General features: G+C 66.4%; 9 protein-coding genes and 3 pseudogenes (1 of these 12 only partly in view). 5 read left to right on the top strand and 7 right to left on the bottom strand.

Going from position 1 to position 11185, the window contains the following annotated elements:
• Positions 1-143 precede the first annotated feature (143 nt).
• The 3 genes from K789_RS0111785 to K789_RS0111775 all read left to right on the top strand — a co-directional run bounded on the left by K789_RS0111785 (position 144) and on the right by K789_RS0111775 (position 2530).
• A complete protein-coding gene (locus K789_RS0111785) occupies positions 144-1163 on the top strand; it encodes a cytochrome b/b6 domain-containing protein (RefSeq protein ID WP_237739585.1) in 1020 nt (339 codons plus the stop codon).
• A gap of 34 nt (positions 1164-1197) precedes the next feature.
• The gene (locus K789_RS0111780) at positions 1198-2091 is read left to right on the top strand and encodes an alpha/beta fold hydrolase (protein WP_024366938.1); all 894 of its coding nucleotides are present in this window, start codon (positions 1198-1200) and stop codon (positions 2089-2091) included.
• 109 nt (positions 2092-2200) lie between these two features.
• The gene (locus K789_RS0111775; RefSeq protein WP_024366937.1) at positions 2201-2530 is read left to right on the top strand and encodes a hypothetical protein; all 330 of its coding nucleotides are present in this window, start codon (positions 2201-2203) and stop codon (positions 2528-2530) included.
• 366 nt (positions 2531-2896) lie between these two features.
• Here the strand turns inward: K789_RS0111775 and K789_RS22960 are convergent, their stop codons facing one another.
• Positions 2897-3769: a VOC family protein gene (locus tag K789_RS22960; protein ID WP_051181023.1), complete on the bottom strand. Its 873-nt coding sequence runs from the start codon at positions 3767-3769 to the stop codon at positions 2897-2899.
• A gap of 216 nt (positions 3770-3985) precedes the next feature.
• On the bottom strand, positions 3986-4474 hold the full coding sequence (locus tag K789_RS0111765; RefSeq protein ID WP_024366936.1) for a GNAT family N-acetyltransferase: 489 nt from the start codon (positions 4472-4474) through the stop codon (positions 3986-3988).
• Positions 4475-4512: 38 nt separating this feature from the next.
• Between K789_RS0111765 and K789_RS0111760 the strand changes: the two genes are divergently transcribed.
• Both K789_RS0111760 and K789_RS0111755 read left to right on the top strand, forming a co-directional pair.
• Positions 4513-5244 carry an SDR family NAD(P)-dependent oxidoreductase gene (locus K789_RS0111760; protein ID WP_024366935.1) on the top strand — a complete coding sequence of 244 codons (732 nt, stop codon included), beginning with the start codon at positions 4513-4515 and terminating at the stop codon, positions 5242-5244.
• A 70-nt stretch (positions 5245-5314) separates the two neighbouring features.
• Positions 5315-5689: pseudogene (locus tag K789_RS0111755) on the top strand (molybdenum cofactor biosysynthesis protein); the annotation flags it as partial.
• A gap of 28 nt (positions 5690-5717) precedes the next feature.
• Here K789_RS0111755 and K789_RS22955 read toward each other — a convergent pair.
• The 5 genes and pseudogenes from K789_RS22955 to K789_RS0111730 form a co-directional block, all read right to left on the bottom strand.
• Positions 5718-6951, bottom strand: a pseudogene (locus tag K789_RS22955) (RNA polymerase sigma factor).
• Positions 6948-7271 carry a YciI family protein gene (locus K789_RS0111745; protein ID WP_024366934.1) on the bottom strand — a complete coding sequence of 108 codons (324 nt, stop codon included), beginning with the start codon at positions 7269-7271 and terminating at the stop codon, positions 6948-6950. The pseudogene K789_RS22955 and the gene K789_RS0111745 overlap by 4 nt, the downstream one beginning before the upstream one ends.
• A 122-nt stretch (positions 7272-7393) precedes the next feature.
• Positions 7394-7741, bottom strand: coding sequence for a hypothetical protein (locus tag K789_RS0111740; protein WP_024366933.1), 348 nt, complete (start codon positions 7739-7741; stop codon positions 7394-7396).
• Between the two features lie 56 nt (positions 7742-7797).
• A complete protein-coding gene (locus K789_RS0111735) occupies positions 7798-8976 on the bottom strand; it encodes an exonuclease domain-containing protein (RefSeq protein WP_024366932.1) in 1179 nt (392 codons plus the stop codon).
• Positions 8977-9239: 263 nt separating this feature from the next.
• Positions 9240-11185 (bottom strand): annotated as a pseudogene (locus tag K789_RS0111730) (vWA domain-containing protein) (it continues 55 nt past the right edge of the window).

Here is an 11185-nt window from a genome sequence, read left to right as displayed (position 1 = left end):
GCCCGGTGGTGAACCGTGGCCGCCAGCTGGACTTGCCCCCGCGGTCGCTGCACCACCTGCGGTTGCCGCCGCCCCTGCGGTTCAGGGAGTTCCCGAACCCAACGCCCAGGTCCATGCCCCGGCTACCAGCGTGGTGGAGACCGTTGCCGAGGCAGAGCCGGCCGCGCCAGCGAGCGCACCCGCGGTCACGGCCACCCCGGCACCCGTGGCACCGGNCGGCAGCCGCCGTCGAGCAGCCCGTCAGGCCAAAAGCCGCGGCCAAGCTCTACGGTTCGCGAACCCTGGGCGAGTGGATCAAGCGCGTCGTGCTCCTCGCCGTCGGCGCCGTGGCCGCCGCAACGATTCTTGTGCTCGCCGCGCGCGGTGTGACCACCCTGCCGGGTGTGCCGGAGTTCCTCGAGCGGTACCCCGGCGAATATCACCTGCCCGAGACCGCCGAGCCGGGCTTCCCGTGGTGGGCGCAGTGGACACACTTCCTGAACCTCTTCCTGATGGTGCTCATCATCCGCTCCGGCTACCAGGTGCGCACCCAGCAGAAGCCGCCGGCGTTCTGGACGCCGAAGCGCGGCGGCAAAAAGATCAGCATCAACCTGTGGCTGCACCAGTCGCTTGACATCTTGTGGCTGGCCAACGGGCTCATCTTCGGGGTGCTGCTGTTTGCTTCCGGCCACTGGATGCGGATCGTCCCGACCAGCTGGGAGGTGTTCCCAAACGCGCTCTCGGCGCTCCTGCAGTACATGACACTCGACTGGCCCGTAGAGAACGGCTGGGTGAACTACAACAGCCTGCAGCAGCTCATGTACTTCCTCGTGGTGTTCGTCGCGGCCCCGCTCGCGGCGATCACCGGTGTGCGCATGAGCGAGTTCTGGCCCAAGAACGCGAAGACGCTGAACAAGATCTACCCGGTGGAAGCTGCGCGCGCGGTCCACTTCCCGACGATGCTGTTCTTCGTGCTGTTCATCCTCATCCACATGTTCCTGGTGTTCGCGACCGGCGCGCTGCGCAACCTGAACCACATGTACGCCGGTACCGACGACGTGAACTGGGTCGGGTTCTGGCTCTTCGCGGCCGCCATCGCCATCACGGCGGCCGGATGGTACGCCGCCCGTCCGATCCTGCTCGCACCCATCGCAAAGCTGTTCGGCCAGGTGAGCAGCCGCTAGGTTCCACAGCCTGAACAGGGAGGACCCCGTCAGTATGAGCTTCACATCCTTCGGCCGCATCCAGACTCCCGTCCTGGACATCGGATATGAGTCCGCGGGCGATCCGGGCGGGACCCCGGTCATCCTCCTGCACGGGTTCCCGTATGACGTCCGGGCCTTCGACGACGTCGCTCCGATCCTTGCCGGCCAGGACGCCTACGTGCTCGCGCCCTACCTCCGCGGCTTCGGTCCGACCCGCTTCCTGGATCCCACGACGGTCCGTTCAGGACAACAAGCCGCCCTCGGGCAGGATCTCATCGACTTCATGGATGCCCTCAACATCGAGAAAGCAGTCGTTGCGGGCTACGACTGGGGCGGCCGGGCGGCGTGCATCGTGGCAGCCCTGGACCCCGGACGGGTTGCCGGGCTCGTCACCGTCGGCGGCTACAACATGCACAACCTCGCGCGATCCGGGGAACCTGTGGACCCGGAATGGGAGCGAAGCTACTGGTATCAGTACTACTTCCACTCGGAGCGGGGCCGCCGCGGGCTGGACCAAAACCGTGACGAACTGTGCGGGCTGCTCTGGCGGACCTGGTCGCCCACCTGGGCTGGCGCACGCCAGGCGTTTCCCGCCAGCGCCCAGAGCCTGCACAACCCGGACTTCGTCGACGTCGTCATCCACTCCTACCGCCACCGTTACGGACTGGTCGACGGCGACCCCCGGTACCAGCGGTTCGAGGCCCTGATCGCCCAGGAGCCGCGCATCACCGTTCCGACCGTGGTGCTCGAAAGCGGGGACGACGGCGTCGGCGGCCCTCCGGCGATCGCCAGCAGAGACTATTTCACCGGCCCCTACAGCCAACGCGTCCTTCCTGGTATTGGACACAACGTTCCGCAGGAGAACCCGGACGCGTTCGCGCAGGCCGTGGTGAGTTTGTTCGAGTGATTGCCTGCCGCCGTTGGAGTTTGGGGTCCTGCCGCGATGTTGGTGATGACATGGACCGGCAGGCATAAGCTGGTACCAGAACGTCTCTTCCAGCGCCGGGAAGGTCATCATGGACACTGAAACCGCTGATGTAACCGATCACGATGTCACCACCATCACCTGCGTATGCGGCAACACCGTTAGCAAGGACGGGTTGATTCAGGCCAACTCACAGGGCGTCCCCGTCTACATCGGCGACAACGCCCCGGTTCCCGCCGGGCTCGCGAAATGGCCTGCGGATGAGGATCTCTACACCTTGTGTCCCTCATGCGGCCGCGTTTACCGTGACTCGGTCATCGAGGAGACAGGGACCGCGCCCGTTGCTTTCCGGGTGGACGTCACCGCTGGCCCAGTTGCTGAGGCCATCCGAGTCCACTGGAACCTCAGCGCCCAGGAATGAAGGCGCCGACGGGAAACGTTGCGCTCGTTTTGACGTGATCCGGGCCGAGTGCGGCCGCCGCGGTCGCGAAAGAGTTCGGCGTCCTGGACATCGACGGGAAGTCTCCGCCGGCCCTGACCCTTGCAGACATCCAGGACGACGGCGGGACATCCCGCCGTCGTCCCCGGGCGGCCGATTTGCGAGGGCCGAACTGTCAATTTTTCCCGCTACCGCTGCATTCGGGGCCGTGGTACGTTCAGCGTGATCAGGATGTCCCGACGCGGCCCCTTGACCAGCCCGGCTCCTGGCAAACCCCAGAAAGCGGAGGCAACGATGCCAACACTAATGATCTTCCACGAAGTCGACGACGTCGAGCACTGGCTCAGCTCACCAAAAAGGAAAGACGTATTCGGTCCGCTGGGCATCACGGTTCGAACGTTCATCGACCCGGCAAAGAGCCACCGTGTAGGCCTGATCGCCCAAGTCCCCGACATGGAGACTTTCCAGCGGATCATGGAGTCCGAAGCGGCAGCCGAAGCGATGAAATTCGACGGCGTCCGTCCGGAAACAATCCTGATGCTCGTCGAGCCCTAATTCCACCGCCGAGAGCAACAGCATGCTCGGCGATGGCATCGGCATCGCCGACGGCGAAATTAACGCTCCAATGCGGCGGGACCTCGCCNCGCCATCGGTGGCCGTCACTGCCGCCACGACCCGGCCCGAGCGCAGCCACAGCGAGAAGGGAACTTCCGGCAAGGATTTGAGCTCCCAATCGAACATTGCCCCGTAAAACGCCTGGGCCTGTCCAACGTCCGGGGTGTGCAGCGAGCTCATGGCCCAGCAGTTCGGCTCATTGGCCAGTTCGACGCCGTCGTTCTGACCCGCCTGCCGCAGGCTGAAGGGGACGCCGGCAGGATCGGCGAGCACTGCAAAGCGGTCATCGGGCCCGGGATCAGACGGCCCGAGGCGCCTGCCTCCTGCCTGCTCGGCGCGGGCCAAGGATTCCCCGAGGTCGGCGACACGGACGTGGGTGATCCAGCCCGGAGGTGACAGCGGCGGTGCCTGCCCGATGCCGGCCACCAACTGCCCGTGAAGGCGCGCGGTGTAGTAGTCGCCGTCGAGACCGGACGGCATCGGGACCGGGTCGTCGAAACTCCAACCGAAGAGCTGACCGTAGAAATCTTTGGCCGCCCGGGGATCGGGCTGCCAGGTGTCGACCCAGCACGGCGCACCGACCGAGGACGTGTCTCGCGCTGTCATAGAAGAAATCCCTCTCGACCTGGCTGGATCCGGCCGGAACATTGTTGCCCACGCCAGCACCTTCGGGCAAGGGCGAAGCGCTTCGGGCGTCGTCGGCTAGGAGGGCTTAGGCCGCGCGCGTACGTGCATCCGCTAGCCCCGCTGTCCAAACAGACTTATGAACTCGACGGGCAGGCCGTGGTGAGCCTGTTCGGCTAGGTACTTCGAGGTTGGCCCTCAGAGCAAGAGCTTGAAGCCCACGTGCGATGCTTCGAAACCGAGACGCTCATAGAACCGGTGCGCGGCGGCCCTGGACCCGTCGGACGTGAGCTGTATCAGCTGCGCACCCCGCCGGCGACCTTCGTTGATCGCCCACGTGATCATGGCGCCTCCGAGGCCGTTGCCCCGCAGATCCGACCGAACGCGCACCGCTTCAATCTGCAGTCTTGTCGCACCGCCCCGGGCGAGCCCGGGGATGAATGTCAGCTGCATGGTCGCCGCCACCTCATGTGCCGTCGTGACGACAGCGACCAGCAACTGGGCAGGGTCGGCGTCGATGGTCTGAAAGGCACGCTCGTAGGGGTCCCGGTCCTCGATCGCTGCCGAGTCGACGCCGGCCCGGAGTTGGTCGTCCGCCAGAAGCGCAAGGACCGGTCCGACGTCGGACGCTCCGGCCTTCCGTAGAGTGAAGGGACCACCCGGGAGATTAAGTTCAGCGAGAGTCATTTCCCCAGTATTCCAGCCAGCCATTAAGGGAGGACGTAATGGGCCGCATCTTCATCACCGGATCAACTGACGGACTCGGACGGGCCACCGCAGAATCCCTTCTCGACGGCGGTCATCACGTCGTTGTGCACGCACGCACTGCGGACCGCCTCGCGGCCGTTCGGGACCTCCTGGACCGCGGGGCGACAGGCGTGGTCGGGGACCTGTCCGATCTCGAGCAAACGCGCGACGTCGCCGACCAGGTCAATCACGACGGCCCCCTGGACGCGGTGGTCCACAACGCGGGCGTGTTCAACGGGCCGCATATACTGCAGGTCAACGTCATCGCCCCCTACGTCCTCACTGCCCTCATCCGCCGCCCGCGCCGGCTGATCTATCTCAGCAGCGGCATGCACCGTGGCGGCCACGCCGCCCTCTCCGGCATCGATTGGGGCGGACAGGGACCGGGCGTGTCCTACTCGGACAGCAAGCTTTACGTCACCGCCCTTGCCGCATTCGTCGCCCGGGTATGGCCGGACGTTCTCAGCAACGCCGTCGACCCCGGCTGGGTGCCCACGAAGATGGGTGGCCCCGGAGCGCCGGACGACCTGCGGCTGGGGCACCTCACCCAGGAATGGCTCGCCACAAGCGAGGAGCCGGAGGCGCTGACGAGCGGCGGCTATTGGCACCATCAACACCGGCGGAAAGCACACCCCGCCGTCTACGACCAACAGCTGCAAAGCGAGCTTGTCGACTCTCTGGCCCGGGCCACGGGCGTGCGCCTGACTTAATCCTTCGGCGCACGACGACGACGGCGGCAGCTTCCCGCCGTCGGACCCGCGGAAACGATAGTTTGGTGGCATGACGGCCAGCTACCGGTACGACGTCGAGATCCTGCACCTCCTGGTGTCGCCGGCGCACGCCTACTTCGGCCGCGCCCGCGAGGGCGCAGCGGACGTCCCCACCACAGATGCCGAGCAGGTGAAACTGGTGGCCGGCAAGGGAATCATCGGCGACCGGTTTTTCGGCAAGGCCGCGCACATGGATGCCGCCGTCACAGTATTCGCCGTTGAGGCGCTCGAAGCCATCGCCGCCGAGCTGGGAACAGCGCCCTTGGACCCGCTCCTGACGCGCCGCAACGTGCATATCCGGGGTGCCCACCTTGCACCACTACTCGGTCACGAATTCTCTCTGAAGTCCGGCGGGGAGCCGGTGCGGTTCAAGGCCGGCCGGCCGTAGCCCGACGCGAGTCACCCGGGCGCTGCTACAACTGATCGCGGCGGCGTTTCAGGGTGGCGGCCTCGGCGGAGTTGCCCGCCAGTTCGATGGCTTGGCCGTAAGCCACACGTGACTCCGCGCTGCGGCCCAGCCTCCGCAGCAGCTCGGCGCGGGTGGCGTGGTAGGCGTGATATCCGGCCAAGTCGTGTTCGAGCCGGTCGACGGCGGCCAGGGCCACTTCCGGCCCGTCAAGCTCGCCTACTGCGATAGCCCGGTTGAGCGCGACTATCGGCGACGGGTCGAGGGTGACCAGCTGGTCGTAGAGCGCGACGACCTGTGACCAGTCGGTGTCGCGGATGTCGCGGGCAGAGGTGTGCACGGCGTTGATGGCGGCGAGGATTTGGTACGGCCCCGGTTCCATCCCGGAAGCCAGACGCTCACGCACCAGGCGATGGCCTTCGGCAATCAGGGCCGTATCCCAGGTTCCCCGGTCCTGCTCGTCAAGGGTGACGAGCTCGCCGCTTGCCGAGATCCGGGCGGCGCGACGGGCCTCGGTAAGGAGCATCAGGGCCAGCAGCCCGGCCACCTCGCCGTCGTCCGGCATGAGGGCGCGGACCAGGCGGGTGAGCCGGATCGCCTCGGCGGTCAGGTCGGAACGAACGGGGTCCGTGCCGGAGCCGGTCGCCAGATAGCCCTCATTGAAGATCAGGTAGAGCACGGCGAGCACGCTGGAGACTCGTCCGGGGAGATCCTCCGCGGACGGCACCCGGTACGGGATGCGGGCAGCCTTGATCTTGGCCTTCGCGCGGGTGATCCGCTGCCCCATGGTGCTCTCCTGCACCAGGAAGGCCCGTGCGATTTCAGGTACGGTCAGGCCGCCGACCATGCGGAGGGTCAGGGCTACGCGGGTCTGCAGCGCGAGGGCAGGGTGGCAGCACGTGAAGATCAGCCGGAGCCGGTCGTCATCGACCGCGCCGAGCGGCTCGTGCGGAAGGTTGTCGAACACCAACTGGGCCTCCTGGTGTTTGCCGTCGCGTTTGTTCTCGCGCCGGATCCGGTCGATGGCCTTGCGCTTGGCCGTGGTGGTCAGCCAGGCGCCGGGGTTGGCGGGGACGCCCTCAGACGGCCACCGCTCAACGGCAACCGCGAACGCCTCGGCCGCCGCCTCCTCTGCGAGATCGAGGTCACCGAAACGGCGGGNGGGTCAGGGCGGCGACCAGCCGGGCCCAGTCCTCGCGGTAGGCCTGGATGATCGCTCCCCCGGTGTCGGACCCGTTCATAGGAACGGCCGTACCTCGACCTTCCGGTTGCAGGCCTTCGACCCCTCGGCGGCGAGCTTGAGCGCCACGTCGAGGTCCGGGGCCTCAATGATCCAGAAGCCGGCGAGGTACTCCTTCGACTCCACGAAGGGCCCGTCGGTAACCACCGCGGCCCCGTCCCGGTTGTCGATGACAGTGGCCGTGTTGGGAAATCCGAGGCCGCCGGCGAAGACCCAGTGGCCGTCGGCCTGGAGGCGGTCGTTGAACACGTCGATGGCCGCCATTTCGTCCGACGGGGCAAGGTCCAGCTTGTCGTGGATCACGGAAAGCAGATACTGCATTTCGAGTCATCTCCTGCGGTTTGGGGCGCCCCTCGCGGACGGCCGCTCACCCTTACTACGAAAAACTCTGCCCGATCCGACAGAAAACGTGCGGATTTACCGTTCGGTGAGATGAGCAGCCGCTAGGCCACAGGGCCCGTTCCGTCCGGCAGGCCGACGTCGACCGGGAAGGTCATGAACGCCGGCGTCTCGTACGGGTGCGCGGACAGTGCCGCACGGACGACGGCGTTGCGTCGGGAGCGCGGGTAAATCGCCTCGATCCGGGTTTCCGGGACCTCCTCGGGCGAACCGACGGCGCCGGTGGCCGGGTTCGAGCCCGGCAGCGGCGTGAAGCGACCGGTGCCCTCGACGCTGAACGAACAATGCGAGTAGTTGCCCAGCCTGCCCGCCCCGGCGTCACCCATGGCCTGCCGGACGGCCTGCGCAGCTTCGGTGGGGACGTAGATGACCAGACAATCCATGGGCTCCATGGTTGAAAGTCTGGCATGGAGCGACGACGAAAGGCGGGCTTGAATCCTACCGATACTTACTTCAGGCGAAGAACTTGCTTGAGCGCCACCAGCCACCGCGGTCCCTCAGAAGACTGCTTCAGGTCCCTTGGACGCGAATGGTCACCGGAATCACCGGCGGCAGCTATTTGGGCGGTCCTCTCGGAAGGGCGAGCGGGCTTCGCAGTCGTCGGCTTCGGTCCGGCTTTAGGTGCGCCGGGCCGACCAACTGTTGGCGCCGCTGGCAAAACCTTCTCCTCAAAGGTCGGGGTTCCTAGCAGCTGAAGGAATTCCCGCTCTCCCAGAATGGTAATTCTTTGGCCAAGCACCATGTAGTCGAGCGCCTTGCGTTCCTTACCGGAAGTGCCCAAATCTTTGGCTGAGGCAGAGTGCGTAGAATCTGAACGCCCGAGGACGACGTAAGTCGTTTTTTTGGTTATTCCCTGACGGTTGGTGGCACCGTATTCCGCAACCGCGGCCATTGCATCAAGCCTTGAGAGAGTCTGCAGCTCGCCAGTGAAGCAGAACGTGTGGCCAAAAAAAGGATGATCCGGATTGGCGTTCATCTTGGGTTGGGGCAGGTCAGCAAGACGAAGGTTCCGCTCGGTTGTGTAGCTGATTTGGCCACCGGCGGGAGTTCGCGTCTTAGGTGCCTCCGAGGCCTTGGTTCTTTTCGCGCCGATCGGCGCCATCCACATCTCAGCGACAGACTGACGACGTTGCATGCGGGCGATGGCCAGCACAACACTGGCACACGCAATCGCGTCCGCACCGGCCTCGTGGTGCCTAAAGGGCGGAAGTTCCAAATGCTCAGTCACGTCGTTCAACTTGTGACGCGGGAGATCTAGGTGCCCACGGGCGAGTTCCAGTGCGCAATAGAAGTCGTGCTGTGGCAGGTCAATTCCAGTCGCTTCAGAGGCGGCTCTCATGACGCTCGCATCGAACCTGGCGTTGTATGCCACGAAGTGTCCGCCAGCGGCGAACCGGAAAATGCTTGCCAGGGACTCTTCCCAGTTGCGGGCAGTCTCAACGTCCTGGGGCCTGATGCCATGAATGTCGACATTCCGGGGCTCAAAGTGATCCAATCCGCTCGGCGGTTTGATCAGCCACGACGCTCGCTCGACTATTTCTCCATTGACGACCCTGGCCAAGCCGACTGCGCAGACTGAACCACGTTGGCTGTTGGCCGTCTCAAAGTCGATGGCGGTGAAGCTCATTTCACGCACGGGTTCCCCTATTTTCCGAGAGTCGCAATGACGAAGAGTCTCGTGCTCGCCAAAGCGATTTGCCTAGCGAAGCATGCAGGCCTCTTCCGAGGTTTCTCCGGTTCGCGCGCAGGGCCGGATGACAAGTCAGACATGGTTCCCCCAATATTCAGTGATTGTCCTCGAAGGGTAGCAACGGCTACCGACAGTAACGTCTCACACTACTGGGCAGTGGCTCCCGTCCGATCAGCCAGTCCGGCGACGGATTCGCTGGTCTATTGCGCCCAGTCGGTGTCGTCGTAGGGGCGGCCGCGGAAGTGCGCGCGCAGGTACTCCCCGACGACGGCGGCCCCCAGGTCCCCGGCGTCGGGCGCCACGACCCGGCCGTCGATCCGGCGGGCCATCCGGGCAACGAACCGTTCCAGGCCCGGGTCATTCCCGAGCCGGAAGAACGTTGCCTGCGTGCCGGCCCGGCCCAGACGGTCCAGCTCGGCGACCGTGACCCGGATGGTCTCCGGGTCCGGCGGATACGAGAACCAGGACTCGCCGTCGGCCTCCAGGTGCGCGGTGGGTTCGCCGTCGGTCACCACCAGGAGGACGGGCTGCATCGACGGGTGCTGGCGGAAAAACCGGCCGGCCAGTAGCAGGCCGTGATGCAGGTTGGTGCCCTGTTCCCGCAGGGCCGGCAGGGCCGTGAGCTCGCCGATGTCCATGGTCTGCGCGTAGCGGCCGAAACTGATCAGCTGCAGCCGGTCGCCGCGGAACTTGGTCGACACGAGATGGTGCAGGGCGAGCGCGGTGCGTTTCATCGGCACCCAGCGCCCCTCCGCGGCCATCGAAAAGGAGACATCCACCAGGAGGGCGACGGCGGCCTGCGTCCGCGCCTCCGTCTCTGTCACCTCGATGTCGTCCACGGCAAGGCGCAGCCCGTGGCGCGGGTCGCCGCCGTCGGCGATGGTGCGGCGGATCGCGTTGGTGATGGTGCGGGTGACGTCCCACGGTTCGGCGTCGCCGAACTCCCACGGCCGGCTGGAGCCGGTCTGCTCCCCCGCCGCCCCGGAAACGCGGGTGTCCCGACGGCCCTGCCGGCCGGAGAGCTGCTTGGCGGTGTCCCGCAGCAGCGACCGGCCGAGCCGCCGCATGGCCTGCGGGGAGAGCTTCAGGTCGCCGTCGGCGCCGCGCTGGAGGAAGCCGCCGTCGTGCATGGCCCGTTCGATCTCCGCCAAGGTGCGGGCCGAGACCGCCGCGTCCTGTCCCAGCTGGCGGGCGAGGGCCTCCAGGTCCAGGTCGTCCAGGCGCGAGCCGTTGTAGGACTGGGAGAGCTGTTCGGCGAGTTCGTCCAGTTCGGCGAGGTCCTGCAGCACCCCGGTGCCGTCACCGAGCCCCAGCCCTTCCTCGCCCTCGAAGCGTTCGGAGCCGGACCAGTCCTCGCCGGGGCGCAGCGCCTGCAGGTTGGCATCGAGTTGGCCCAGCTGTGCCATAAGCTCGGGCGAGCCGAACGCCTGGGCGGAGAGCCGCATCAGCTCCTCGCGCTGCTCGGCCGACATGGACTGCATTAGCCGCTGGGCGGCGGCGGCGCGCTGGGCGAGCGCGTCCACCAGCTCCTCGACGGACTGCGGGTTCTCCGGGAAGTACTGGCCGTGTTTGGCCATGAACTCCTGGAAGTCCGCGTCCGTGTCCTCGCCGCGGCGGTGTTTGTCGAGGAGCTCGTTGAGGTCCTGCAGCATCTCGGCCACGGCCGCGCGGTCCTCCTCGGTGGCGCCCTCGAGTGCCTGCTTCATCCCGGCGAACCGCTGGTCCAGGATCTCGCGGCCCAGCAGGTCCTTGATCCGCTCGTAGGCTTCCCTGGCGGTGCTGGACTGCCAGTCGTAGGAGGCGAGCTCATTGACCGCCGCCGCCGTGGATGTGGGCAGGTTCTGCAGCTGCAACTCCCGGAAGGCGCGGTCCGTGTCGTCCATCCGGACGTCGCGGGCCAGCTGTTTGCGTTCCTCCAGCACCGCGGTCTCCAGCAGTTTCTGCACTTCGTTGAGGGTGCCGTCTAGCTTGTGTTGGCCCAGCAGGTCCTTGCGCCGTTGCTGGACGCGGCCGGCTAGGTCGTCCAGGCCTTCCCGATTGCGGCCGCCGCGGCGCAGATATTCCTGCAGGGCGTGCCGGGGCGAGTAGCCGGCCATGACGTCCTCGGCGACGGCGTCCAGCGCCTCCGCCAGGTCCACCGGCGGGG

The organism is Arthrobacter sp. TB 26, from assembly GCF_000427315.1.
Classification (GTDB): domain Bacteria; phylum Actinomycetota; class Actinomycetes; order Actinomycetales; family Micrococcaceae; genus Arthrobacter.
Note: the sequence above shows the minus strand (reverse complement) of the source record. Positions and strands in the feature narration are given on the sequence as shown.

What these genes read in the sequence shown, in the direction of transcription:
- K789_RS0111735 (WP_024366932.1), bottom strand. Translation starts at nt 8,976, where the DNA reads ATGAGCTTCACCGCCATCGACTTTGAGACGGCCAACAGCCAACGTGGT.
- K789_RS0111780 (WP_024366938.1), top strand. Translation starts at nt 1,198, where the DNA reads ATGAGCTTCACATCCTTCGGCCGCATCCAGACTCCCGTCCTGGACATC.
- K789_RS0111760 (WP_024366935.1), top strand. Translation starts at nt 4,513, where the DNA reads ATGGGCCGCATCTTCATCACCGGATCAACTGACGGACTCGGACGGGCC.
- K789_RS0111740 (WP_024366933.1), bottom strand. Translation starts at nt 7,741, where the DNA reads ATGGAGCCCATGGATTGTCTGGTCATCTACGTCCCCACCGAAGCTGCG.
- K789_RS0111765 (WP_024366936.1), bottom strand. Translation starts at nt 4,474, where the DNA reads ATGACTCTCGCTGAACTTAATCTCCCGGGTGGTCCCTTCACTCTACGG.
- K789_RS0111775 (WP_024366937.1), top strand. Translation starts at nt 2,201, where the DNA reads ATGGACACTGAAACCGCTGATGTAACCGATCACGATGTCACCACCATC.
- K789_RS0111745 (WP_024366934.1), bottom strand. Translation starts at nt 7,271, where the DNA reads ATGCAGTATCTGCTTTCCGTGATCCACGACAAGCTGGACCTTGCCCCG.